General features: G+C 61.3%; 19 protein-coding genes, 1 tRNA gene and 3 pseudogenes. 5 read left to right on the forward strand and 18 right to left on the reverse strand.

All coding sequences use genetic code 11. The features are described 5' to 3' along the window. Positions 1 to 120: 120 nt before the first annotated feature. Positions 121 to 245 (forward strand): annotated as a pseudogene (locus tag XANALMUS060_RS19895) (integrase core domain-containing protein); the annotation flags it as partial. Positions 246 to 400: 155 nt separating this feature from the next. After that, positions 401 to 1312, forward strand: coding sequence for a hypothetical protein (locus XANALMUS060_RS12395; RefSeq protein WP_152640493.1), 912 nt, complete (start codon positions 401 to 403; stop codon positions 1310 to 1312). Between the two features lie 300 nt (positions 1313 to 1612). Here XANALMUS060_RS12395 and XANALMUS060_RS22085 read toward each other — a convergent pair whose 3' ends face one another. The 11 genes and pseudogenes from XANALMUS060_RS22085 to XANALMUS060_RS18680 form a co-directional block, all read right to left on the reverse strand. Then, a complete protein-coding gene (locus XANALMUS060_RS22085; protein WP_235430477.1) occupies positions 1613 to 2167 on the reverse strand; it encodes a hypothetical protein in 555 nt (184 codons plus the stop codon). 27 nt (positions 2168 to 2194) lie between these two features. Further along, a complete protein-coding gene (locus XANALMUS060_RS12405) occupies positions 2195 to 3247 on the reverse strand; it encodes an XVIPCD domain-containing protein (protein WP_045738695.1) in 1053 nt (350 codons plus the stop codon). Beyond that, the gene (locus tag XANALMUS060_RS22090) at positions 3192 to 4100 is read right to left on the reverse strand and encodes a DUF2235 domain-containing protein (protein ID WP_152640494.1); all 909 of its coding nucleotides are present in this window, start codon (positions 4098 to 4100) and stop codon (positions 3192 to 3194) included. Before XANALMUS060_RS22090 ends, XANALMUS060_RS12405 begins: the two co-directional genes overlap by 56 nt. Before the next feature lie 25 nt (positions 4101 to 4125). Next, a complete protein-coding gene (locus XANALMUS060_RS12415) occupies positions 4126 to 4713 on the reverse strand; it encodes a hypothetical protein (RefSeq protein ID WP_045738696.1) in 588 nt (195 codons plus the stop codon). A 329-nt stretch (positions 4714 to 5042) separates the two neighbouring features. Then, positions 5043 to 5630 (reverse strand): hypothetical protein, encoded by a 588-nt coding sequence (locus XANALMUS060_RS12420; protein ID WP_045738697.1) that lies wholly within the window; start codon positions 5628 to 5630, stop codon positions 5043 to 5045. Between the two features lie 474 nt (positions 5631 to 6104). Continuing rightward, complete coding sequence (locus tag XANALMUS060_RS12425; protein ID WP_045738698.1) at positions 6105 to 6704, reverse strand: hypothetical protein; 600 nt, start codon at positions 6702 to 6704, stop codon at positions 6105 to 6107. 499 nt (positions 6705 to 7203) lie between these two features. Next, positions 7204 to 8961, reverse strand: a complete 1758-nt coding sequence (locus XANALMUS060_RS12430; protein ID WP_152640495.1) for an AAA family ATPase — start codon at positions 8959 to 8961, stop codon at positions 7204 to 7206. Beyond that, positions 8958 to 9344, reverse strand: a complete 387-nt coding sequence (locus XANALMUS060_RS12435) for a CHC2 zinc finger domain-containing protein (RefSeq protein WP_045738699.1) — start codon at positions 9342 to 9344, stop codon at positions 8958 to 8960. Before XANALMUS060_RS12435 ends, XANALMUS060_RS12430 begins: the two co-directional genes overlap by 4 nt. Then, positions 9341 to 9598: an AlpA family phage regulatory protein gene (locus XANALMUS060_RS12440; RefSeq protein WP_045738700.1), complete on the reverse strand. Its 258-nt coding sequence runs from the start codon at positions 9596 to 9598 to the stop codon at positions 9341 to 9343. Before XANALMUS060_RS12440 ends, XANALMUS060_RS12435 begins: the two co-directional genes overlap by 4 nt. A 101-nt stretch (positions 9599 to 9699) precedes the next feature. Then, positions 9700 to 10356: a hypothetical protein gene (locus XANALMUS060_RS12445; RefSeq protein ID WP_045738701.1), complete on the reverse strand. Its 657-nt coding sequence runs from the start codon at positions 10354 to 10356 to the stop codon at positions 9700 to 9702. Between the two features lie 64 nt (positions 10357 to 10420). Next, positions 10421 to 10909: pseudogene (locus tag XANALMUS060_RS18680) on the reverse strand (site-specific integrase); the annotation flags it as partial. A 363-nt stretch (positions 10910 to 11272) separates the two neighbouring features. On the opposite strand from XANALMUS060_RS18680, the gene XANALMUS060_RS20970 reads away from it, so the two are divergent. Next, positions 11273 to 11563, forward strand: a complete 291-nt coding sequence (locus XANALMUS060_RS20970; protein ID WP_162484719.1) for a hypothetical protein — start codon at positions 11273 to 11275, stop codon at positions 11561 to 11563. Between the two features lie 60 nt (positions 11564 to 11623). Here the strand turns inward: XANALMUS060_RS20970 and XANALMUS060_RS18685 are convergent, their stop codons facing one another. The 3 genes and pseudogenes from XANALMUS060_RS18685 to XANALMUS060_RS12465 form a co-directional block, all read right to left on the reverse strand. Beyond that, a complete protein-coding gene (locus XANALMUS060_RS18685) occupies positions 11624 to 12100 on the reverse strand; it encodes an Arm DNA-binding domain-containing protein (RefSeq protein WP_255352373.1) in 477 nt (158 codons plus the stop codon). A gap of 194 nt (positions 12101 to 12294) precedes the next feature. Then, positions 12295 to 12639, reverse strand: a pseudogene (locus tag XANALMUS060_RS12460) (Arm DNA-binding domain-containing protein); the annotation flags it as partial. 184 nt (positions 12640 to 12823) lie between these two features. Next, positions 12824 to 12921, reverse strand: a tRNA-Leu gene (locus XANALMUS060_RS12465). A 137-nt stretch (positions 12922 to 13058) separates the two neighbouring features. On the opposite strand from XANALMUS060_RS12465, the gene XANALMUS060_RS12470 reads away from it, so the two are divergent. Both XANALMUS060_RS12470 and XANALMUS060_RS12475 read left to right on the forward strand, forming a co-directional pair. Beyond that, positions 13059 to 13439, forward strand: coding sequence for a response regulator (locus XANALMUS060_RS12470; RefSeq protein ID WP_045738702.1), 381 nt, complete (start codon positions 13059 to 13061; stop codon positions 13437 to 13439). A 160-nt stretch (positions 13440 to 13599) separates the two neighbouring features. Beyond that, on the forward strand, positions 13600 to 17400 hold the full coding sequence (locus XANALMUS060_RS12475; protein ID WP_235430478.1) for a PAS domain S-box protein: 3801 nt from the start codon (positions 13600 to 13602) through the stop codon (positions 17398 to 17400). 40 nt (positions 17401 to 17440) lie between these two features. Here XANALMUS060_RS12475 and XANALMUS060_RS12480 read toward each other — a convergent pair whose 3' ends face one another. The 4 genes from XANALMUS060_RS12480 to phaE all read right to left on the reverse strand — a co-directional run bounded on the left by XANALMUS060_RS12480 (position 17441) and on the right by phaE (position 24311). Further along, the gene (locus tag XANALMUS060_RS12480) at positions 17441 to 19801 is read right to left on the reverse strand and encodes a Tex family protein (protein ID WP_045738703.1); all 2361 of its coding nucleotides are present in this window, start codon (positions 19799 to 19801) and stop codon (positions 17441 to 17443) included. Positions 19802 to 19902: 101 nt separating this feature from the next. Continuing rightward, positions 19903 to 21537, reverse strand: coding sequence for a hybrid sensor histidine kinase/response regulator (locus XANALMUS060_RS12485; protein WP_045738704.1), 1635 nt, complete (start codon positions 21535 to 21537; stop codon positions 19903 to 19905). A 609-nt stretch (positions 21538 to 22146) separates the two neighbouring features. Beyond that, positions 22147 to 23223, reverse strand: coding sequence for a class III poly(R)-hydroxyalkanoic acid synthase subunit PhaC (locus XANALMUS060_RS12490; RefSeq protein ID WP_045738705.1), 1077 nt, complete (start codon positions 23221 to 23223; stop codon positions 22147 to 22149). Then, a complete protein-coding gene (gene phaE, locus XANALMUS060_RS12495; RefSeq protein WP_045738706.1) occupies positions 23220 to 24311 on the reverse strand; it encodes a class III poly(R)-hydroxyalkanoic acid synthase subunit PhaE in 1092 nt (363 codons plus the stop codon). Before phaE ends, XANALMUS060_RS12490 begins: the two co-directional genes overlap by 4 nt. Between the last annotated feature and the right edge of the window lie 34 nt (positions 24312 to 24345).

Consider the following 24345-nt stretch of genomic DNA (forward strand, 5'->3'; position numbering starts at 1 on the left):
ACTTTGACTTCTTCATGGCGACGGGCCTCCTTAGGCCTAAGTGTCGCCGAATTTTCTGGTTCTGGCCGGCCCAAATTATAGGGGGGAGGTCACGAATGTCTACGAAAGGGAGGCCAGTCCACCGAGATCGAAAACTGGCGACGCGACTACAACGAGCACCGCCCAAGAAAGCGATCGGCGGCATGACACCGACTGCCTATGCCCAACAGTTGGCCAACAGCTATATCATCAACCCCCGACTCTAAACCCGAGCGCTACTCAAGGCGGGGGACGTCGCATTACAGTGGGTCAGTTTGAGATTGTTGTTGACAACCTGTCGGCTGCATACTGTTAGACATGCTCGTCATTCTCCTTGGCGAACCCGAGACACGTGACTTCGGAACCCACCCTGCAGCTGTCGATGACCCTGAAATTCAGGCATCCGATCACTGTCTATTCGCTGGTCCCCGGTGGCGTCTCGCCATTGGCCATGACCAGCGCGGTCATCCACATGCTCGATCGGAACGTCGTCAGCTGGATCGGCCGAGAGCTTCGCGGTGAACCGGACAGCCCGCGCGACGCCGCCATGCGCTGGTGGCTGAAGTTCCTGGACACGCCGACCCAGTCGATCAACCCTGTGCTGTGTGCGTTCGAGGGCAACAAGAGACGGATTCCGACGCTAGACGAGTTCAAGGACGAGTACCGGCGCTCCTGCGAGAAGATCGGCGCGTACTTCCGCAGCGCCAGGATCTTCCGGCACCAGGACGACGACTTCCTACAGATATACCAGAATGTCGTCGGCCTGCACGCGCGACATAGCGCGGAGGTGGACTTCCTGTGCGAGATCGCCCCCGAGATCGCCGAACGACACCAGCGACGCGAACTCATCGCGATCCGGAACCGTATCTTCGACGCGGCGCAACGTAGGCGCCTAGGCGCCTCGCTTGTACTCATTGCCACCCTTTCCTGCTTATACGAGGGTGCGACCGAGGCAGCCGCGTCACCGGCCAGGGGTGTCATCAAGCCTAAACCGAAGTATGGCCCCATGGCCGCGCACAATGCGTTGTCGGACGTGCGCGCAGTCGAGATGCTTGCCGTGAGCGCGCTATTGAGGCCGGGAACGCTTGGACTGTGCACCGGGGACCTCCGGCTTGCACGATTCTGGGCTGCACTGGGGATCACGTCCGCCACTTGGAACGGCAACAACGCATGTACCATTAGCCCGCGGATGTCTTCGCAGCTGTTCCCTATCCTGACTGATGTCCAATGCCATGAACTGGCGGAGATACTCGTTGAGCACGGGTTCACCGATGCTTGCTCACACCTGGGTTAATACCCGCGATAAATCGATCTAATCTCATCCTCCTAAGTTTCTTTTCGACAAGAAGCGTACCGAACCTCCCAGGGTTCACCCCCGTTCACGTAGAGGTACGTGAGCAGGTCATTGCCATCGCGCAACCCGAGCTTGGCCAATCTGCATACGTCAACGACATCCAAGGGTGCGCCTTGATGCTGTCCAGATCTATGCGGCTGTCCAGATAGCGAGAGCCCGAGCTAACCGCCTCGATGGCCCGAGCGAGTTCCGTCGCTGCACTGATGCGAATCACTGCAGCAGGCCATGAGATTGTCGGCGTTATGGCCTCGGCTTCACCAGCCGATACTGTTTCTTGTCGCCAAACTTTGGTGCCTTGTCGTCGATATTGACGCATAACCGACCATCACCACAGGGCACGATATCCGAGCGGTTGATCGCCTCCATGTAATTCAACTGCACCTTGAGTGCGTCATAACGGGTCGCGTAATCGCCATAAAGCATTTTATACGTTCCCATCAGAGCCACGAGTGCAAACAGCAACGACACGCCGGCCCCGATCCACACCCAACGCACGATGGAGGTCATGTCGCGGCGGGTGAGCTGCAATGCACGCACCGTCTGATCCGCCGCCGTGGTAATCCCCTGCACCCTGTCTCGCGCCTCGGCGAGGGGCGGCTCCAGTCCGGTACGCGTGATACTTTCCACTTGACCCGAAGCGCTCTGCAACCAACGCGCCAGATGTTCCTGGGCCTGCGATGGCAACTGCTCCGCCAAGGCGCCAAGACGGTGTTCGATCAGGTCGCAGCGTGCATCGAACCGCTTGATCATCGCCGCAATGTGGATGTCCAAATCGGCCTGTTCGTCGTCGTGCATGCAGGTAATCCTTCTTGTCAATCTCAGTTAACGTCCTTGCGATGGCCCCTGTCGGGACTGTGCAATTTGTTGTTGGATCATCTGCTGCGCATCCGCTTGACGTTGCGTTTCAGCTGCCATCTGTTGATACGCCTGCTCGGGGGGAGTCTGCATCGCTTGCTGGATGTTCGTGCTGCTGAACCGGGTCAGAAAGTCGAAGCCATCACTTTTTCTCTCGGCCAAAATGGCGCTTTTGTCGGCGTTGAAGTGCAACTGATCCACGCGCGTCAGCCCACTTTCCCGCACATTCAATGCCACGCTTGCGGTCAGGTGATCGAGCGTCTTGTTCGTCGGGCATATCCCATTGCGTGTATGCAGCCTCTCGACCTGCGCGCGGATGCTTTGGTTAAAGGCATGATCGGGATGGCTGGCTTCGCGCGGATCACGCGGTGGTCGTTGTGCCTCCTGCCGTGCGCGCTCCTGTTCTTCCCGCTGCACGATCGCGCTTGCCTTCGCCATGATGGCTTGGCCCCGTGGGGAGTTGGTGAACGCTTCACTGTACTTGCTTAAGGTTTCCATGTCGCCGTTTTCTATCGCCGTCGTAATGCGCTGTATCCGAGCCAAGGCGACCAGATATTCCGGCGAATGTGCCCGTGGCGGCGCTTCGACTGTCTTCGCCTGCTCTGCCGCCGCATGCGGGGTAGCCTTGGGTGGCATTGCGCCTTGCTGCAAGTATGCCGGCAACGGCGGTGCCGTTGACGCATGCGGATGCGGTCTATCCCGGAAGAACGCCGGCAGCGCTGGATCGGTGCGCTCAGGCGACACCACCACCGGGCGCATGGGCAGGTGTGTGCGCAACCCGGCATCCAGGGATTGGGCGTCGTTTGGGGCCAGGGTAATGCCCGTGCCATCCAGGTTATGCACATGCACGCGATGCCCGAGCGTCGTCGCCATGCCGGTGGTGTAATAGGAGCCGTGCTGTTCGGAGCGATGGATGACGTTCATTTCCGGCGCGCTGGGCACAGTGCGCGGTTGCAGGAAAGGTTTATCGCTGAGGCTGTTGACATAATCGGCCAACAGATTGCCGTTGCGTACCGACAAACCATCGAGCCGATAGGAACCACCGATATCCGAATGCGCGCCAGGATGGACCAGATTGAGGAATCGCCCGCCCGTCGTGGGAATGGCCGGGATGCAAGATGTCCTTGGCCGGAAAGAGATCGCGGCGTTCATCGCGTGCGGTGAGTTGCAAACCCGACACCACCGAGGGCGGCAAGCGCACATCGTGCAGATTCATGTCGCCGGTGGCGACGGGGTCCAGCAAGCCGACGGTCTGCGCGGTGCGGCCAGGCGGCACCAGCGGCGGATGCGTGGGAGTGAGTTTGAGGATTTGGCCGTGTGAGTCACGGTCGATCTTCATGTCAATCGGGTTCTGGATGCCGCGCTCGTGGACCATGCGCGTGAACATGGCCGCAGTGACCGCGCCACGGCTGAAGCCGGTGGATACGATGCTGATTTCGGCTTGCCGATCTTGTATCTTCCAGTCTTTGGCTTGGTTGATGAACTTCCAATACATCTCTTCCATCCGTGGGCCGTAGCTATAACCCATGGCGCCGTCGGCAATTCGGGTCAATGCATCGTCCTGGGTGCCTACGCCGGGGACGTAGTAGCCACCGATATTTTCAAAGCCTTTCTTTGCTGCCGTTTGCACCTGATCGTACAGGATGCCGATATTGGTGATGTGCTGAGGATCTTTGTTCTTGTCGTTACCGGTGCCATCGAAACAGGCCACGAACAAGCGGGTGTGCGGATTCTGTTGACTGACCAGGAGTGGAGCTTGGAACTGCGCCAGCGCATGGCGACTGTGTGCATATACCGTCAAGTCTTGCGCCGTCGCCGGATACGTTTCCACCTCATCCGGCCATGTCTTTGCATCGGTATGCTCGTTGCTCATTACATGCTCCCTGGCAAGAACGCCATCAGTAGGTTTTGGTGTAGGCGAGGATCAGGTCGTTGCGTGCATCACTATATTCATTGTCAGGGTTCTGTAGTACGGTCGTCTGCACCATCGCCTTCATATACACATTGATGGTGCGGTCGTTCACTTCTAGGATGATGTCCGGAGAGATATCGGCCTGCAGGATCGGCGGCAACTGATTCTGCGGCACGTGATGCAGGATCACCTTATCCTTGAAGATGGCTTCGAGATCGACCAGGGCATGGTGCGGCTGGCCGTCCTTGGAGCGCCACGTCACTTCCGCAGGAGGCGGGAAGTGTGGGAAGTTGCGGATGCCAATGGTGCCGGCGTGAAGGTTGCCGGGGTAGCGCCCCCCTAGCGACGCCGACGAAATTTGTTTGACATCGTCGGGATCGTTGGCCTCGTACCTGTCGTTGTACAGCACCTTGCAGCCATAAGTGTCATAACACATCGCCCCGAACGTATGTTCGGCGAATGGAATCGGCTTACGGGTATCGATATGCACGGTGCCATGAGCATCGACGGGAAGATTCCCGATCAGGTGGATGCCGGGCGGTTCATTGGTCGGAGCGTTGGTCGGCGTGTTCATACGCGAACATCCAGTCAGAGAGTGGGCGAAGACGGCGGTGAGCAGCAGGGGAAGCACTGCACCGGACGGCGTGGCAAAAGAAGGTCGCACAGCCATAGTTCTACCTATGGAAAGAGAGAGAAACAGCCTACTACCCAGGGCGTGATCGCGATAGCGTGATGCAGGATTGGCGCTCTAGCAGCGGCGCATGGAACTGCGCCAATACATGGCGGCTGTGTGCATATGTCGCCAAGTCTTGCGCCGTTGCTGGATACGTTTCCACCTCATCCGGCCATGTCTTTGCATCGTTATGCTCGTTGCTCATTACATGCTCCCTGGCAAGAACACCATCAGTAGGTTTTGGTGTAGGCGAGGATCAGGTCATCACGAAAATCGCTATATTTGTTACCCGGCTCTTGCAACACCGTTGTGAACACCATTGCTCGCATATACACATTTATGGTGCGGTCGTTCACTTCCAGGATGATATGAGGAGAGATATCTGCCTGCAGAATCGGCGGCAACTGATTCTGCGGCACGTGATGCAGAATCACCTTGTCCTTGAAGATGGCTTCAAGATCGACCAGGGCATGGTGCGGCTGGCCGTCCTTGGAGCGCCATGTCACCTCGGCCGGTGGGGGGAAGTGTGGGAAGTTGCGGATGCCGATCGTATGGGCATCAAGGTTGTCGGGGTAGCCATTCCCTAGCGATGCTGACGAGATTTGTTTGACATCGTCGGGATCGTTAGCCTCGTATCTGCCGTCGTACAGCACCTTGCAGCCATAGGTGTCGTAACACATCGCCCCGAACGCATGGTCGGCGAATGGAATCGGCTTACTGGTATCGATATGCACGGTGCCATGAGCATCGACGGGAAGATTCCCGATCAGGTGGATGCCAGGAGGGAGATTGATCGGAGCGTTGGTCGGCGTGTTCATGCGCGAACATCCAGTCAGAGAGTGAGCGAAGACGGCGGTCAGCAGTAGGGGAAGCGCTGCACGGGACGGTGTGACAAACAGAGGTCGCACAGCCATGGTTTCACCTGTGGGAAGGGAGAGAGACAGCCTACTGCCCAGGACGTGATCGCGATAGCGCGGTGCCGGGTTGACGCTGCTCAAGCGCCACGCGGGGTGAGCGGCCATCTTGGCTCCGCGTCCGGCATGCGTCGTCTTTCGTCGCTGGCAGGCCATGGAAATCATGGAATTTGACTGTCTTACTGTAGGAATTTTCCTACAGTTTCGCTTCGTACCAACACGACACTGGCAACCAGATTCTTTAGCGTCCGATGTCTTGCTTTGTGTTGGCGGCTTCACGTTCGATCTGCATGCATGCAAGCAGCAACGTCGTGAAAAGCCCATCCGTCACCATGGCGACACGATGCCTGCGGGGGAGTTCGGGCAACCCGATGGCGTTCATTGATTCCATGAAGGGAGCGCGGTGTAGGCGAGGATCAGGTCATCACGAAAATCGCTATATTTGTTACCCGGCTCTTGCAACACCGTTGTGAACACCATTGCTCGCATATACACATTTATGGTGCGGTCGTTCACTTCCAGGATGATATGAGGAGAGATATCTGCCTGCAGAATCGGCGGCAACTGATTCTGCGGCACGTGATGCAGAATCACCTTGTCCTTGAAGATGGCTTCAAGATCGACCAGGGCATGGTGCGGCTGGCCGTCCTTGGAGCGCCATGTCACCTCGGCCGGTGGGGGGAAGTGTGGGAAGTTGCGGATGCCGATCGTATGGGCATCAAGGTTGTCGGGGTAGCCATTCCCTAGCGATGCTGACGAGATTTGTTTGACATCGTCGGGATCGTTAGCCTCGTATCTGCCGTCGTACAGCACCTTGCAGCCATAGGTGTCGTAACACATCGCCCCGAACGCATGGTCGGCGAATGGAATCGGCTTACTGGTATCGATATGCACGGTGCCATGAGCATCGACGGGAAGATTCCCGATCAGGTGGATGCCAGGAGGGAGATTGATCGGAGCGTTGGTCGGCGTGTTCATGCGCGAACATCCAGTCAGAGAGTGAGCGAAGACGGCGGTCAGCAGTAGGGGAAGCGCTGCACGGGACGGTGTGACAAACAGAGGTCGCACAGCCATGGTTTCACCTGTGGGAAGGGAGAGAGACAGCCTACTGCCCAGGACGTGATCGCGATAGCGCGGTGCCGGGTTGACGCTGCTCAAGCGCCACGCGGGGTGAGCGGCCATCTTGGCTCCGCGTCCGGCATGCGTCGTCTTTCGTCGCTGGCAGGCCATGGAAATCATGGAATTTGACTGTCTTACTGTAGGAATTTTCCTACAGTTTCGCTTCGTACCAACACGACACTGGCAACCAGATTCTTTAGCGTCCGATGTCTTGCTTTGTGTTGGCGGCTTCACGTTCGATCTGCATGCATGCAAGCAGCAACGTCGTGAAAAGCCCATCCGTCACCATGGCGACACGATGCCTGCGGGGGAGTTCGGGCAACCCGATGGCGTTCATTGATTCCATGAAGGGAGCGCTTCATTCATCGCCTGAAGGGGTTGAAGGGGGCGCATTATTTTGCGCGCTCCCTTCACTCCCTTCAGTGCAGTTGTCAGCCGGTAACTGCCATGCCCATTCCTGCCTGCTACCACCAAAGTGGCCGCCACGCTTGACCGCTACCGCTCCAATTTTCCGCTTTGCCCGTTTCATCGCATCGACCGAAAACCCTGCCTCGCCCGCTTCCCGATACACGTCCTTCGCCGATTGCATCCCATCGCGCAATAGCTCGCGCAGGAAACCCACGGCATCCTGACCCTGGCCGTCATCCTGCCGCTCGGCATCGTCTAGCAACTCCCGCGCCGTTCCTTCCAGGGCTGCGCCCCATCGCACTGAGGATGCAATGACGCCTTGAAAATCGTGCAGTTCCACCTGTTGCAAGTCGTACACGTAGCCGCCACCGTCAGGGCCAATGTTCGACTTGGCTCGCGCCAGGAACCGCTTGGCCGCCTCGCCGTCTCTCGCTTGGGTTATGGCCGTCACCATGACCAACCGGGCCAATGCACCAAAAGCCAGCGACCCGGTAATGCGCTCCACTGGCTCACGGCCCGCCGTGCCCTTGGTGAAGTGGGTGATACCCAACAGGGCACAGCGTTGGTTCTGGGCAAGATCGACCAGCGGTTGCAATCCACGCCGTACCTCGGCGTTTTTATGCGAGTCACCAGCCACGGCAGAGACGATGGGATCGATGACCAGCAGCACCACGTCACCGATGTTGTCTAGTTCCGCCTGCAGTACATCGCTATCTATCGCCGGATCGAATGCGCGTCGTTCGCCCTTTTCCCGCACACCTTGCACGAAATAGACGCGGGCCATGTCCGCGCCCATGGCGAGCAGGCGCGGGGCCAGTGTGTCGCGTGCGTCATCCTCACCGGACCAGATCACCACATTCCCTCGCCGGCTGGGTGAGTGGTCCGGCCAGCTCTCTCCCATGGTCACGGTTGCAGCCATCGCCATGGCGATGGTCGTCTTACCTGTCCCCGGCTGACCTCCCAGAATGTGCAGCTTGCCGGCGGCCAGCCAACCGTTCCACAGCCAGTTGACTGGCTCAGGTATCAGCCTGTTGCCGCGTATCAATTCGACATGTGACCTGTGGCATGTATCCGCGCACGCTGCATCCGACGTGGTCTGCAACAGTGGCAGTGAACCTATCGCGACTGCATCGGCTTCCAGGTTGACGGACAGCCAGTCCACACAATCGCCCTTATCGGGTAAGGGCGGGACGATGGCTGCAATGTCGATCACCTCCACCGTGCAGCCCAGCGCGCGCAATCGCTCGGCCACATCGACGGCATACTTGCGCCCCGGCGCGTCGTTGTCGGGCCACAGGCGCACTCGACGACCGCGCAGTGGCGTCCAGTCTGTTCCCCCGGCGCTGGAACTACTGCCGGACGTGGTAGTCAGCAGGCCCAGGGCGGTCAAGGCATCGGCGCAGGCTTCGCCCTCGGCCACGTAGACGATGGCCTCGACATTGGCGGCCAGCAGTTCGGGCAACTTGTACAGCACCTTGCCCTCCGGTGGCGCGGGCGGTTCGCCGTGGACGTAGCGCGTCCCGTTCCAACGAAAGGGCCGGATTTCCTTCCGGCCATCGGGGTGCTTGCAGCGCGCGCGCCAGAACACCGGATTGCCCTGAGCATCGCGGTATTCGTGTAGACCAGTCAGCAGGTAGCCCTCGGCCAGGAAGCGGCCCAAGATGCGGGGTGCGGCGGCATGCGGAGTCTCAACAGGAATCGCGTTCATCGGCGCACCCCAGCCAGCAGGTCGGCCACGGCTTCCTTGAACGGCTTGCCGGTCAGGCGCATGTGGAAGCTCACCAGATCACCGGTCTCGCCCGTGGCGAAGTCCCGCCAGGGACCGCGCGGATTGCTCTGGCAGACGGAAAAAGACGGCTCACGCTCATCCCGGAAGGGGGAAACACCCTGCGCCCAGCCGCTCCCATTCGGTCTGCCCAGCTTGGCAACATGTTGGCGGTAGTAATCGGCAGGGTCCGGCAGCCGGTCGCGCCAGTTGTCCGGCAGGGACGCGCCGCCCCTGTCGGCCTGGCCGTACACTCGCCATGCACCCAGCGCGCCAGCGTGTGCATCGTGGGCCGCCTTGCGCGGGCTGCGACGTTTTTGGGTCATGGCGCCACCTTTGCAGTGGCAGTGCGTTCGATCAGCTCGCGGATATCCTCCACACGCCAGGCCGTGCAGCGTTCGCCCAGCTTGACAGGCTGCGGATAGCGGCCGGACCGCACGCCGGCCCACCAGGTCGACCGGGAAACCGGGATCAGTGCCGGGATAGCAGTGGTGTTGGTGTCGGGATCGGCAGCGCGACCGACGATCTGGGGGAGTCGCAGGAAGCCCGTGGCGGGCAAATAGTTACTTGAGCTAGTCATGTATCGGCCGCCTTACTATGGGGCTGGATGCCCTCGGCCGACAAATGATTTATCTCTCTAAGTCCGGGCTGCGTCCGTGCGCTAGCACGTTGGGAAGCGCGCTAGCAGGCTGGGGGACGGCCTTCCCTTACGCTCTTCGACCACTTGGTAGACCATCCGCAAATAACTTTGCTGCTAGTAAGTACCGGCCAGCGGCGCATGACTTCAATTGCGAATTGTTCGACGGTTCGCAGCGTCGGATGCTTGCCTGCGTGGCGCTCCTTCCACAATTCAAGTGCAGCAGCCTTGGCCGCCTGTTTTCCGTCCCTGTCGTTTGCCAATTTTGCAGCGGCGCCACGCCTACGGTCAGCCCTGTTGGCAAGGGCTCTAGCGACGTATTTCTCAGCCACGCTTCTCATCGCAGCCTCCTGCATTTTTGTTTCGGCGCTAATTGCCTCCCATCGCGCGATCACTTTTTCGCGGGCCTTCACTCCCCGCTCGACATGGCGTTCGGTCTTTTTCTTTTCAATCAACAGCAGCGCGGCGAGCGATAGATGCTCCGCTAGCGTCTCCTTCTCCTGCGTCATCCCCCACCGTTTGATTCGTGCAAGCCGTTTGTAACAATAACTTTCAAACCTACGATCCTCAGCTTCCTGACTGGCCTTTTCCATCTTCTCGCGTTCAATTGCCACTTTCTCGTGTTCAATTGCTTCGGCCAAATTTGGCCCACCAGACAGGGCCAAAAGAGAAATAAGCGGGCTCTTTGGTTGCTCGGTCATTGCGCACCTCCATGCTGCCAAGAAATCCTCGCACTCAATGTTGGCGCGGGGCGTAGTCAAGAAATCATATAGCCGTGGCTCTCAGGGGCACGATATTGCCGCCAGCGCATAGGCCGTCCAAGTAATCAGCCCAAGCCTGCATCATACGAATGCGCTCGGGCAGGTACTGCGCCGCGTGCGTGTATGCCTCGCGAACCTTGTTGGTTTCGGCATGGGCCAGTTGTCGCTCGATGGCGTCGGCATTCCAGCCCATTTCATTAAGCCGCGTCGCCGCCATGCTGCGGAAGCCGTGACCCGTCATCTCATCACCGGAATAGCCCAGTGCGCGCAGCGCGGCATTGATGGTGTTTTCCGACATAGGGCGGTTCGGGCGCAGGCCGGGGAATACATGGGGGCCACCACCGGTCAGTGCATGCAGGTCGCGCAGGATCGCCACGGCTTGGCTGGACAGGGGTACTAGATGCGCCGCCTTCATCTTCATGCGCTCGGGGCGGATACGCCACATGGCGGCATCCAGGTCGATTTCCCCCCACTCCGCCGCCCGTAGCTCACCCGACATAGGGCGGTTCGGGCGCAGGCCGGGGAATACATGGGGGCCACCACCGGTCAGTGCATGCAGGTCGCGCAGGATCGCCACGGCTTGGCTGGACAGGGGTACTAGATGCGCCGCCTTCATCTTCATGCGCTCGGGGCGGATACGCCACATGGCGGCATCCAGGTCGATTTCCCCCCACTCCGCCGCCCGTAGCTCACCGGGACGCACGAACACCAGCGGTAGGAGCAAGCCTCAATGCCGCATGGGTCACGGGTTGCCCAATGAAACCCTCGATGGCACGCAACAACTGTCCGATCTTAACTGGATCGGTGATGGCGGCATGGTGGCGGGCCTTTACGGTTTAGCAAGCCTCAATGCCGCATGGGTCACGGGTTGCCCAATGAAACCCTCGATGGCACGCAACAACTGTCCGATCTTAACTGGATCGGTGATGGCGGCATGGTGGCGGGCCTTTACGGTTTTGAGCGCGCCTCGCAGGCTGGCGGTGGGATCAATCTCGGCCTTGCCTTCCAGCATGGCGTAACGAAACACCTGGCCGGCCTTGATCTTGGCACGGCCAGCAGTTTCCAGCTTGCCGGTGGCTTCAATCTGAGCGCGCCTCGCAGGCTGGCGGTGGGATCAATCTCGGCCTTGCCTTCCAGCATGGCGTAACGAAACACCTGGCCGGCCTTGATCTTGGCACGGCCAGCAGTTTCCAGCTTGCCGGTGGCTTCAATCTTGCGCGCGCAGGGCATCCAGCAACTCACGGGGCGTGATCTCGCCAATGGGCCGGCTGCCGATCTCGGGGAACAGGAAGGTTTCCAGCAACCAGCGATTCTTCTCCGCCGTGACGCGCGCGACGGTCTGGCGGGCCATCCACGCGCGGGCCACGGTCTCGAACGTCTCCCCAGCGGGAGCCACCATGGCCGCCTGCTCCTTGGCCCGTTTCCGTTGCTCACCTGGGTCCACACCAGCAGCCAGCAGCTTGCGCGCGGCGTCGCGCTTATCCCGTGCATCGGCAAGGCCGGTATCGGGATAGGTGCCAAGGCTCAGCGTGTTGCGCTTACCGGTGTTCGGTCGGCGGTAATCCCAGCGCCACCAGCGGGCACCATCCGGCCGCATCAGCAGGTACAGGCCGCCGCCATCGCGCAGTTTAAGCGGGGCAACTCCAAGCTTGGTCTTGCGGATGGCGGTATCCGTCAGCTGCATGGCGGTAACTCTTGGCCTCAACGTGCGGTAACGACCGCTGTTACCGCCAAAGCTACCGCCAATTGACACCGGATTTCAACGCACACCCCTGGACATCACCGGATTAACGGGCACAAAAAAACCCGCCCGATCTCGGGGAACAGGAAGGTTTCCAGCAACCAGCGATTCTTCTCCGCCGTGACGCGCGCGACGGTCTGGCGGGCCATCCACGCGCGGGCCACGGTCTCGAACGTCTCCCCAGCGGGAGCCACCATGGCCGCCTGCTCCTTGGCCCGTTTCCGTTGCTCACCTGGGTCCACACCAGCAGCCAGCAGCTTGCGCGCGGCGTCGCGCTTATCCCGTGCATCGGCAAGGCCGGTATCGGGATAGGTGCCAAGGCTCAGCGTGTTGCGCTTACCGGTGTTCGGTCGGCGGTAATCCCAGCGCCACCAGCGGGCACCATCCGGCCGCATCAGCAGGTACAGGCCGCCGCCATCGCGCAGTTTAAGCGGGGCAACTCCAAGCTTGGTCTTGCGGATGGCGGTATCCGTCAGCTGCATGGCGGTAACTCTTGGCCTCAACGTGCGGTAACGACCGCTGTTACCGCCAAAGCTACCGCCAATTGACACCGGATTTCAACGCACACCCCTGGACATCACCGGATTAACGGGCACAAAAAAACCCGCTAAGTTGCGGGTTTAGTTGAAGTTTCTGTACGTCATCGGACGTCATGAAACAATACACTGGTGCCGAAGGTGGGACTCGAACCCACACGCTTTTAAGGGCGGCGGATTTGCGGCGGATTTTGAATCCGCTGCGTCTACCGATTCCGCCACTTCGGCGCGGCCGACGAGTATAGCTGACTTGGCTGCCAGAACACCATAGGCACCAACTTCAATCCTGCAGCAGGATGCAAGTCTACGCGCTAGGATTGACGCTGCCGCTATACTCTCATTTCTGAAACTTTAACGAGCAAGCGATGTCGGCATTGGGGGGCCTGCGTATCTTGGTGGTCGAGAACGACGAAATGAACGCGACGCTGCTGGAGTTACAGCTTGCCCAAGCCGGTGCCGATGTCGTCGGTATCGCCGCGTCGGTGAAGCAGGCCCTGGCCTTGATCGACAGCGAACGCCCAGATCGAGCGGTCCTCGATTTCCGATTGGCCGCCGGCGAAACCAGTGAGCCAGTCGCCCGGGTGTTGAGCGAACGCGCCATCCCCTACGTGCTGGCCACTGGGGTGGCCGCCGCGTCCCTTCCGGCTAGTTTCGCCACTGGGGTGGTGCTGACCAAACCCTATCTGTCCGAGCAGCTCATCAAGGCATTGGGAGACGCTCACACCAAGATGACCACTAGACCTTGAGAATCCTTGATTGCTAGTTTGTCATCGTGGCAAGCTCGACTCGAGGAACATCGCCATCAACGCACACGAACGTTCACCGCCTACTGTCAGGCTCCCTGCCGACAGCGTCACGGGGGAACTGTTGCGCGGAATCGACTGGTCCAACCACGCACTGGGCCAGATGGAAGAGTGGCCGCAAAGCCTGCGGACCGCCCTGTCCATCTGCCTGACGTCGCGTTTCCCGATGGTGATCCGCTGGGGCGAGCGGATGAGCAGCCTATACAACGATGCCTACATCCCGCTTCTGGGACAACGCCATCCCGCTGCATTCGGATGCCCAGCTGAAGAGGCATGGCCGGACGTGTGGCCAGCAATGAAGGCGCAGGCCGAACAGGCCTTCGCTACCGGCCAATCCACTTGGAACGCACACATACCTTTGACATTGCTGCGCAACGGCTACAGCGAACAGGTGTATTTCACCTTTTCCCATAGCCCGCTCTACGACGACCACGGCGATATCGGCGGTGTGCTGTGCGTTTGCATGGAAGACACCACGCACCTCACCCTGGAGCGCGAGCGCGATAGCCTGCTGAGGGCTCTGGACGTGCAACGCACCCAGATGGCCGATGCCTTCGAGCAATCCCCCGCCGCGCTGGCGATTTTGCGCGGCCCCGACTACGTGATCGAAAGCGTCAACCCACGCTATCAGGAACTGATCGGGCCACGCGAACTGGTCGGCCGACCGCTGGCCGAGGCGATCCCGGAGGTTCACCAGCAAGGCTTGCTGGAATTGCTGGACGGCGTGCGTGCCAGCGGCATGCCGTTCACCGGCAAGTCGATGACCTTCAACCTGTGCCGCACCGCACACGGGGCGATGTCGGAAACCAATATGGACTGTGTCTATCAGCCCATCCGCGATGCCGATGGCAACGTCACCAGAGTGCTGGTGCACGGCATTGATCGTACCGAGCAGATTCGTGCTCAGGCGCACGACAGTTTCCTGCTGATGCTCGAAGACACGCTGCAGAATTTGGATAACGCCGAGGCCATCTGCGAAACCGGCGCGGCGATGCTCGGCAAGCATCTGCGCGCGAACCGCTGCGCCTACGCGATCGTCGACCCCGACGAAGACACCTTCGATATACGCGCTGACTACGTCGACGGTGCCGCTCACCGCACCGGACGCGCGTGCCTGAGCGAGTTCGGTAGCGATCTGCTCGACTGCCTGCGCGAGAACCGCCCCTGGGTCGTGGCCGATACCCAAACCCACACTCCTGCGCTGCGCTTGGACGATCTCGACCAGCAGCGGCTGGAACTGCGCGCGGTGTTGACCGCACCGCTACACAAGGCAGGACGCCTGGTCGCGGTCATCAGCGTGCACCAAACGCATCCACGCGTGTGGACGTCGGCGGAAATCGAACTGGTGCGGCTGGTAGCGGCACGCTGCTGGGAATCAATCGAACGGGCGAGCGCACAAGCGGAACTGGCCAGCAGCGAGGCACGCCTGCGCAAGTTGGCCGATGCAATGCCGCAGATCGTATTCACCGCCACGCCCGACGGCCATGTCGACTACTTCAACAAACGCTGGTACGAGTACACCGGCCTGCCGGTCGGCGAAGCGGGCTACGAGAGTTGGCGCAAGATCCATACCGCAGAAGGTTTGGCGCGGGTAATGCAGGTGTGGCCGGAAGCCTTGCGTAGCGGCGAACCCTACGAAATCGAGTATCCGCTGCGCCGTCATGACGGCAACTATCGCTGGCACCTTGGGCGCGCCCTGGCGATCCGCGACGAGACTGGCCAGATCGTGCGCTGGATCGGCACCAACACCGACATTCACGACCGCCGCATGGTCGAACAGCGCCTGCAGGAAAGCGACTTGCGCTTCCGCAACCTATGCGACAACGCGCCGGTCATGATCTGGATGTCCAATGCCGATGGCGATTACGAATACATCAGCCGCCAGTGGTACCTCTACACCGGCCAGAGCGAACAGGAGGCAATGGGGACTGGCTGGCTGGAAAAGGTCCATGTCGACGACGTCGCCGCGACCGGACGCATGCTGGCGCGGGCGTCAAACGACCGCCGCGCCTACACGGTCGAATACCGCTTGCGCCGCCACGACGGCGAGTACCGCTGGTGCGTGGATACCGCCAGCCCACGTTTCAGTTCATCGGGCCAGTTCCTTGGCTTCATCGGCTCGTTGATGGACATCGCCGAACGCAAGCGCATCGAGCACGCTACCGCCGCCGAGCGCTCGGTGCTGGAGATGATCACTACCGGGAAACCCTTGAACGCGGTGTTGGAAGCAATCACGCGGGGTATCGAAGCGCAGAGCGATGTCGGCTTGCGCTGCACCATCATGCTCGTCGACGAACACCAGCAATGCCTGTTGGTGGGCGCGGCGCCGAGCATGCCGGACGGATTCCGCAAGGCCATCCATCGCCTACCGATCGATGCCAACACAGGCTCCTGCGGACGCGCGGCCCACTTGCGCCGGCAGGTACTGTGCAGCGATGTACGCCTGGATTCGCACTGGCAAGAGTATCTGACCGTGGCCGTCGAAGCCGACATCATCGCTTGCTGCTCCACCCCGATCATCGCCAGCGATGGCGATGTGTTGGGCGTGGTCGCGCTGTATTTCCCATTCGTGCACTACCCCAATGCAAACGAACAAGAACTGGCCCGCTCGGCCTCGCGCCTAGCCGGCATTATCATCGAACGTCGTAAAACCGACCTGCGCCTGCAGCAACTGCTCGACGCCGAGCAGAATGCGCGCAGCGAAGCCGAACGCGCCAGCCGCATGAAGGACGAATTCCTAACCACATTGAGTCACGAACTGCGTACCCCACTCAATGCAATCCTGGGCTGGGCGCGACTCATGCAGGAGACGGCGGTGCGCGAAAAAGATCTCAGCAAAGGCCTGCAAGTGATCGAGCGCAGCGCCCATACCCAGGCGCAGATCATCGACGACTTGCTGGACATGAGCGCGATTCTTTCCGGCAAGGTCCGCCTGGAACCGACAGAATTGGATCTGCACGCTCTGATCGGCGAAACGATCGACGCGGCCCGGCCCAGCGCCGAAGACAAGGGCGTGGATATCGTGCTGATCCCACATAGCGCGCCTCTCCCCCCGTATCTGGGCGATACGGTACGCCTGCAGCAGGTGTTGACCAATTTGATCGGCAATGCGATCAAGTTCACTCCCAGCACAGGCAAGATCACGGTGACGCTGAGCAACAGCAGCACCCATATGCGCATCGAAGTTAGCGATACCGGCTTGGGTATCGAACCGCTGTTTCTGCCGCACGTGTTTGATCGCTTCCGTCAGGCCGATGCCAGCAGTACCCGCAGTGCCGGTGGACTCGGCCTGGGCTTGGCCATCGCCAAGCAATTGGCGGAACTGCATCATGGGCAATTGTCGGTCAGCAGCGATGGCCTGGACCTCGGCTCGACCTTTACCCTGCTATTGCCGCGCAACGATCTGCATGGGCTGGATCACATCAGCAGCCAAGACGGCAGCGCGATCACCAGTGGTGGATTGCGTCCTGGCGGCATTCGTATGGACGGAGTCCGCGTGTTGGTGGTCGACGACGATATGGATTCTCGCGGCGTCACCCAGCGCTTTTTGCAGGAAGCCGGTGCAACAGTGGAAACCGCAGTATCCGCCAACGACGCCGAGGCACTGTTGCGCGAGCGCCCTTATGCGCTATTGATCAGCGACGTGGGCATGCCGCGCCGCGATGGACACAGCCTGATTCGCAGCATCCGCGCACGCGGGGCCGGACCGACCAGCCGCATTCCCGCAATCGCACTGACCGCCTACGTGCGCAGCGAAGATCGTGCGCTGGCCTTGGAGGCCGGCTTCGATGCACACCTGGGTAAACCCGTGGATCCGGTGAAGTTGATCGAACTGGCGGCTTCGCTGGTGACGCCACAGCCAGTGACCGAACAAGGTTCCAACTCCAAGACCGAACCGGCCTGAGTCTGGCTGCCGAGATCACTCGGCAGCCAGCGTCTTCACTTCAACCGCGCTTTGCCCGCGCGAACGCGTCGGCCAGTGCGTTGTTCGCCGGTACGACTGCAGCTGGACGCGGTTTGGCGTTACCGCCGCCCCTGTTGCCATCGCGTTGCTCGCGACGCGCCGCATCGGCCGGCACGCGTGCGCCACCGTCGCGTTCGCCTGTCCGCGTCGGCGCCGGTGTGTCGTCCAGGCGGCGGGTCAGTGCGATGCGCTTACGTGCCACATCCACTTCCAGCACCTTGACCTTGACGATGTCACCGGCCTTGACCACCTCGCGCGGATCCTTGACGTAGCTATCCGACAAGGCGGAGATATGCACCAGGCCGTCCTGGTGCACACCGATATCGACGAATGCACCGAAAGCGGCGACGTTGCTGACCACCCCCTCCAGCACCATGCCCGGCTTGAGGTCCTTGATGTCCTCCACGCCGTCGGCGAAACGTGCGGCCTTGAACTCCGGACGCGGGTCGCGCCCCGGCTTTTCAAGTTCCTTGAGGATGTCGCGCACGGTCGGCAGACCAAACGTCGCGTCGGTGAACTGATCCGGCTTGAGGCTGCGCAGGAAACTGCCATCGCCGATCAGCGCCTTGATCGGCTTGCCGGTGGCACTGACGATGCGCTCCACCACCGGATAGGCTTCCGGATGCACTGCCGAGGCATCCAGCGGTTCCTCGCCATCGGCAATGCGCAGGAAGCCGGCGCACTGTTCGAAGGTCTTCTCGCCCAGCCGCGACACTTTCAGCAGCTCCTTGCGACGCTTGAACGGACCATTGTCGTCGCGATGACGCACGATGTTCTCGGCCACGCTGGAGGAGAGCCCCGACACCCGCGACAGCAGTGCCGCCGAGGCGGTATTGACGTACACGCCCACCGCGTTGACGCAGTCCTCCACCCTGGCATCCAATGCCCGCGCAAGGCGGTACTGGTCCACGTCGTGTTGGTACTGGCCCACGCCGATCGCTTTCGGCTCGATTTTGACCAGTTCCGCCAACGGGTCCTGCAAACGCCGCGCGATTGACACCGCTCCGCGCAACGATACGTCCAATTGCGGAAATTCCTTTGCCGCAAATTCCGAGGCCGAATACACCGATGCCCCTGCCTCGCTGACCACGATCTTTTCCAGCGACAGTTGCGGATTGCGCTTGATCAAATCCGCCGCCAGCTTGTCGGTCTCGCGGCTGGCGGTGCCGTTGCCGATGGCGATCAACTCCACGCCATGCTGGGTGCACAACTGCTTGAGGGTGTGCAACGCCTGATCCCATTGCCGGCGCGGCTCGTGCGGATAAATCGTCTCGGTGGCGAGCAGCTTGCCGGTGGCATCGACCACCGCGATCTTGCAGCCGGTCCGGATGCCCGGGTCCAGCCCCAAGGTCACGCGCGGACCGGCCGGCGCGGCCAACATCAGATCCTGCAGGTTGTCGCCGAACACGGCGATGGCCTCGGCCTCGGCTTTTTCGCGCGCCTGGTTGAACAGATCCAGCAGCAGATGCATGTGCAGCTTGGCACGCCAGGTCATGCGGCAGGCATCGAGCAGCCAGCGATCGCCAGGCCGGCCCTGGTTGGCGATCCCCGCACGCAATGCGACCCGCCCCTCGGCGTACTGGTGGCCAGCGTCGGCGTCGCTGCCAGGATCCAGTTCCAGGGAGACGATATCTTCGCGACGCGCACGAAACAGGGCCAACAAGCGGTGCGAGGGAATTTTCGCCAGGGCTTCGGCGTGATCGAAATAATCGCGATACTTGGCCCCTTCCTGCTCCTTGCCTTCGGCGACGCGAGCGCGGATCACCCCGACCTCGCTCAACCAGGTACGCAATTCGCCGACCAACGACGCATCTTCGCCCCAGCGTTCCATCAGGATCGCGCGCGCGCCCTCCAACGCCGCCTTGACGTCGGCCACACCCTTGTCTGCATCGACGAAACAGGCGGCAACCGTTTCCGGCACCTGCGACGGATCGGCCAGCAGCCCATCGGCCAGCGGCTCCAGCCCAGCCTCGCGGGCGATCTGCGCACGCGTGCGGCGCTTGGGCTTGTATGGCAGGTAGAGGTCTTCCAAACGCGACTTGGTGTCGGCGGCGACGATTTCCGCGCGCAGTTCATCGCTGAGCTTGCCCTGCTCGGCGATGCTGCTCAGGACCGCGGCGCGGCGCTCCTCCAGTTCGCGCAGGTAGAGCAGACGCACTTCCAGATTGCGTAGCTGGGTATCGTCCAGGCCGCCGGTGACCTCCTTACGGTAGCGCGCGATGAACGGGACGCTGGCACCTTCATCGAGCAGCGCGATGGCGGCGCGCGCTTGCGCTGGCTGCGCACCGATCTCGGCGGCGATGGTGTGGGCGATCTGCTGGGCGAGCTGAGTGTCGTGCATTGCGTCCGGCCGAAGCCGCCTTGCGGAAAGGCCCTATTTTCGCAGTGCGCGCGCCACCGGGGAACCCGTTGACAGGCGCGCGCGGACCTGTCGCGCTCAACTCACTCCGTTCCGTTCGGACCATCCAACACCATGCGGACCTTGCGGGTCAGCTCCTGGCGGTTGTAGGGCTTGGCCAGCACTTCGAATTCATTGCCACCGGCATCGGTGCGTTCGATCGAGGACTCCGCATAGCCAGTAGTCAACAATACCTTGATGCACGGCCTTCGGCGTCGCACCTCGCGCGCCAGCATCACCCCATTGAGGCCGCCGGGCATGATCAAGTCCGAATACAGCAAGTCCACATGGATGCCGGTATCGATCAGCGCCAGCGCTTCGCGCGCGTTGTACACCACATGCGTGACATAGCCCTGGTCCTCCAGGAACAGGCGCGCCAAGTCGGCGATGTCTGGCCGATCCTCCACGATCAGGATAGTCTCGTCGCCCTGGCGATCGAATGGACGGCGTGTGCGCGAGTCGCGCGGCGCCATGTTCTCGACATTGTCGTCGATCGGGAAATACAAGCGCACGGTGGTGCCATGGCCATCCTCGGAATACAGGCGCACCGCACCGCCGGATTGCTTGGCAAAGCCATACACCATCGACAGGCCCAGGCCAGTGCCCTTGCCTTCGTCCTTGGTGGTGAAGAACGGATCCAGCACACGGGCCAGCACCTCCGGCGGCATGCCGCTGCCGTTATCGGTAACCGATACGCACACGTAGTGACCGGGCAGCAAATTATCGTAGGTCGTCGGTTCGTTGACCCGCACCGACACGTTGCGGGTCTGGATCACCAAGCGCGGCACGGGCTGCTCGGCCATCGCATCACGTGCGTTGATCAGGATGTTCAGCAACGCGACCTCGGCCTGGGTCGGATCGATCCGGCAGTTGCGCAAATCCGAGGCCAGTTCCAGCGAAAATGCGATGCTGTCGCCGAGGGTGCGCTTTGCCACATCGCTCATCCCGGCTACCAGCGTATTGAGATTGAGTACGCGTCCTTCCAACTTCTGCTTGCGCGCGAACGCCAACAATTGCTGGGTCAACCGCGCCGCCTGGCTGGCGGCATCGCGGGCACGCTCCACGCTCTTGGACAACAATGGCGAAGTGACCGGCTCGCTCTGCACCGCATTCTCGATCAGCTCCAGATAACCGGACATGATCTGCAGCAGGTTGTTGAAGTCGTGCGCGATACCACCGGTGAGCTGACCCAAAGCCTCCATCTTCTGCGCCTGACGCAAGGCATCCTCGGCATCGCGACGACGGCTGACATCCAATTGCGAACCGAAGTAGTAAACCAGCTCGCCACGCTCGTCGTAGACCGGAGAGATGTACAACGCGTTCCAGAAACTGGAACCGTCCTTGCGATAGTTGAGGATCTCCACGGCCACTTCGGTGTGCGCGGCGATGGCATCGCGCACGCTGCGCACGGTTTCGCGGTCGGTGTCGGGCCCTTGCAGGAAGCGACAATTATTGCCGATCAGCTCCTCATGGCTGTAGCCGGTCATCTCCAGGAACGCGTTATTGACGAAGATGATCGGGTTGTCCGGCTGGTGCGGATCGGTGACGATCATCGGCATGCGCGTGGTCTGCACCGCCGCGAAGAAGATATCGCTGCGCCGGTTGGACACGCTAGCAGGTGAGTCCGGGTCGACGCTTACAGGCAACGAATGGGCGGAGCTGGAGTCGGATGCGGTCATGGTCGGGACAGGTCGATGCGAACCATCGCTGGCCCGACTAGGCGGGCGACCACCCCAGGGTTCGCACGCCGGGGTCAACGCGAATCATACCTATGCAAACGCTCCGCCAGAATATCGTCTTGCAACGACTCCGGCGCCATGATCCTTGGCTGCCGGTTGCTCAGCTACAGCAGACACTCGACGTCAATCTCAGATCCACGCTTGGTTTCTTTCATGGACATGCGCAAGTCATGCGCAAGTGCCGAGGTACCAGTTGCTTCTCACCACCATTGCTACGGCCGATATCAACAGCAACCAGAGATCACGTTTCTTCTAACGGGAACTCAGTGGAGCCGACATGCACACTACACAGCGCCATGTGAGGAAGTTCTGCACCAAAGCCCATCCAGGGATATTGCTCTACGGGCGAACCTCCAAAAATCACATGAAATTAACCAAGCCAACAACTTCTCTGGAAGGACCTGGACCATATCGTCACCGTCCACCTGGCGTGTTCACCGCCGGGGCGAGTGCGGCCAACGTGGTGATGCGACGGCGCAAGTCGGTCATTTCGGCATGAAACGCTGGTCGGGGCGCTGCCGAATGGGCGAACCACGGTAGACGGCAAACTCAGTGTCCGCCGTCGCGCTCGGCCAACCAGCGATGCAGCGCTGCCGGTACTTCACGCTGGGCGCGGCCAGAGACGTAGATGCCGATATGTCCACCACGGAAACTCAGTTCGGCGTAGTCGTGGCTACCGACCACCCCGCGCAGCGCACGCGAGGCGTCCGGCGGCACCAGATGGTCTTGCTCGGCGTAAACGTTGAGCACCGGCATCGTCACCTGTCCGAGATCCACCGTGTGCTCACCGATCCGTGCACGGCCATGCACCAGCGCATTGTCCTGATAGAACTGTTTGACGAATTCGCGAAACGTCTCGCCCGCCAGATCCGGCGAGTCGAAGATCCACTTCTCCATGCGCAGGAAATCCTCCAGCGCCTGCGGATCGTCGAGGATGTCGAGCAGGCCGACGTATTTCTGCAGATTCAGCCGGAATGGTTTGAGCATCAGGTAACTGACGTTCATCATATCGGCCGGCACATTGCCCAAGGTATCCACGAGCAGGTCCACGTCGAGCTGACGTACCCAGTTCGAGAGCATGTTGTCCGGCGTGTGGAAATCCACCGGAGTCACCATCGTCACCAGATTGCGCACTTTCTCCGGTCGCAATGCGGCATAGCACAGCGAAAACGTGCCGCCCTGACAAATACCCAGGACATTCACCGGCGCGCAGGCATTGCTGCCGCGCAGATGATCCACCGCACCGTCGATGTAGCGCAGCAAGTAATCTTCCAGGGTCAGGTAGCGCTCGGATCGATCAGGGTAGCCCCAATCCAGCACATACACATCCTCGCCCAGGGCCAGTAGACCCTGGACCAGCGAACGATCAGCCTGCAAATCCACCATGTACGGGCGGTTGACCAAGGCATACACGATCAGCAATGGCACCTTGGCCGTCGGTGCTTGACTGCCGAGGAAGCGGTACAACACGACCTTGCCATCGCGCCATACCTGCTGGCGTGCAGTGGCCCCGTACTGCACCTCGTCCAGGCCGGGCAGTACCCGCATGCCTTCGAGCAGCTTGCGCTGCAGTTCCAGGGTTTCCTGCAGCAGATCGTCGCTACTGAAACTCAACGGCCCCTTCATGCACGGCTCCGTCGTGGCGGCGACGCACCGAGGCCACGGTGCGCTTTGGCCGTTGCCGACGGCATGGCCTGAGCCGTCTTCGCCGGGGCCTTCTTGGATGCGGCGCGTTTAGCCGGCGCGGCCGGAGGTGTCGAGAGGGCGGCGGCTGAGGCACTCTCCGCCGCTGGCGGATGCGCCGTGCCAGCGCCCTGCCCCGCGCCGCGCTCCAGCCGACGCAGACGCCGCTCCAGATCGGCGATGCGGCCATGCGCGGCATCCAGCTCGGTACGCGTCGGCAGGCCCATTTGCTCGCAGACCTGCTCGAGCTCGCGTTGCAGCAACGCCCGTAACCGCATCTGCGCATTGGCGAAATCGGCGTAGACCTGTTGGAACTGCGGCGACAACGCCGCCGCCGCATAGGCCTCTTCGGCGGCGTCGATCCACAGGTCGAACATCGCCCGCGCGTTGGTCAATTGCCGGCCTGGGTCCTCGTGTGCGCGCAATTTCTCCTCGAACACAACGAACGCACGGTCGATGGCCGCATGCAGCAGCGCCAGATAAGCCTGCGACTGTGCCAGATACTCCTGCTGCGCCTTGGTCAGCGCCCGCCAACGCGCATGATGGTTGCGGGCGGGGCCGAATCCAGGCATCTGCAGCCATGGGCTGCTATCGCGTCGCAGGCCCTGCATCCACTGCGCCGTTTGCTGCAGCCACGGGTCGAGCGTGGCCTGACCAGCGCCACGCAGCGAACCGAGCAACCACTGCAGGCATTGCTCGCGTTGGCTCTGCACCTGAAGCTTCCAGGCATCGGCCACCTCGGCACTGCTGGCATCGCGCCCGGCGAAGCTGGCGGCCACTTGCTGCATCGCGCCGAGCCAAGCGCCGGCGTGCTGCTGGAACTTTGCAACCGCGTCCTCTGCCTGCGTTGACGTGCCACCCGGCAGCCATTGCGCCCAGGCATCGATGGCCTCGCGCCAGGACCCGCTCTCGCGCATGGGCGCCGCCGCCGCCGCGGCGCTCCCCTGTTGCAACATGGCACTCCAGGCGCCCCAGTATTGCCGTGCCATTGCTTCGAAATCGCCGGGGCTCGTGCCGCCGCTAGCTTTCATCGCCACTCTCCCAAGCAGGTTCGCGATGATAGCA

This window comes from Xanthomonas sp. MUS 060, from assembly GCF_000963215.1.
Lineage (GTDB): Bacteria > Pseudomonadota > Gammaproteobacteria > Xanthomonadales > Xanthomonadaceae > Xanthomonas_A.

What these genes read in the sequence shown, in the direction of transcription:
- XANALMUS060_RS12395 (WP_152640493.1), top strand. Translation starts at nt 401, where the DNA reads ATGACCCTGAAATTCAGGCATCCGATCACTGTCTATTCGCTGGTCCCC.
- XANALMUS060_RS22085 (WP_235430477.1), bottom strand. Translation starts at nt 2,167, where the DNA reads ATGCACGACGACGAACAGGCCGATTTGGACATCCACATTGCGGCGATG.
- XANALMUS060_RS22090 (WP_152640494.1), bottom strand. Translation starts at nt 4,100, where the DNA reads ATGAGCAACGAGCATACCGATGCAAAGACATGGCCGGATGAGGTGGAA.
- XANALMUS060_RS12415 (WP_045738696.1), bottom strand. Translation starts at nt 4,713, where the DNA reads ATGAACACGCCGACCAACGCTCCGACCAATGAACCGCCCGGCATCCAC.
- XANALMUS060_RS12420 (WP_045738697.1), bottom strand. Translation starts at nt 5,630, where the DNA reads ATGAACACGCCGACCAACGCTCCGATCAATCTCCCTCCTGGCATCCAC.
- XANALMUS060_RS12425 (WP_045738698.1), bottom strand. Translation starts at nt 6,704, where the DNA reads ATGAACACGCCGACCAACGCTCCGATCAATCTCCCTCCTGGCATCCAC.
- XANALMUS060_RS12430 (WP_152640495.1), bottom strand. Translation starts at nt 8,961, where the DNA reads ATGAACGCGATTCCTGTTGAGACTCCGCATGCCGCCGCACCCCGCATC.
- XANALMUS060_RS12435 (WP_045738699.1), bottom strand. Translation starts at nt 9,344, where the DNA reads ATGACCCAAAAACGTCGCAGCCCGCGCAAGGCGGCCCACGATGCACAC.
- XANALMUS060_RS12440 (WP_045738700.1), bottom strand. Translation starts at nt 9,598, where the DNA reads ATGACTAGCTCAAGTAACTATTTGCCCGCCACGGGCTTCCTGCGACTC.
- XANALMUS060_RS12445 (WP_045738701.1), bottom strand. Translation starts at nt 10,356, where the DNA reads ATGACCGAGCAACCAAAGAGCCCGCTTATTTCTCTTTTGGCCCTGTCT.
- XANALMUS060_RS20970 (WP_162484719.1), top strand. Translation starts at nt 11,273, where the DNA reads ATGGGTCACGGGTTGCCCAATGAAACCCTCGATGGCACGCAACAACTG.
- XANALMUS060_RS18685 (WP_255352373.1), bottom strand. Translation starts at nt 12,100, where the DNA reads ATGCAGCTGACGGATACCGCCATCCGCAAGACCAAGCTTGGAGTTGCC.
- XANALMUS060_RS12470 (WP_045738702.1), top strand. Translation starts at nt 13,059, where the DNA reads ATGTCGGCATTGGGGGGCCTGCGTATCTTGGTGGTCGAGAACGACGAA.
- XANALMUS060_RS12475 (WP_235430478.1), top strand. Translation starts at nt 13,600, where the DNA reads ATGGAAGAGTGGCCGCAAAGCCTGCGGACCGCCCTGTCCATCTGCCTG.
- XANALMUS060_RS12480 (WP_045738703.1), bottom strand. Translation starts at nt 19,801, where the DNA reads ATGCACGACACTCAGCTCGCCCAGCAGATCGCCCACACCATCGCCGCC.
- XANALMUS060_RS12485 (WP_045738704.1), bottom strand. Translation starts at nt 21,537, where the DNA reads ATGACCGCATCCGACTCCAGCTCCGCCCATTCGTTGCCTGTAAGCGTC.
- XANALMUS060_RS12490 (WP_045738705.1), bottom strand. Translation starts at nt 23,223, where the DNA reads ATGAAGGGGCCGTTGAGTTTCAGTAGCGACGATCTGCTGCAGGAAACC.
- phaE (WP_045738706.1), bottom strand. Translation starts at nt 24,311, where the DNA reads ATGAAAGCTAGCGGCGGCACGAGCCCCGGCGATTTCGAAGCAATGGCA.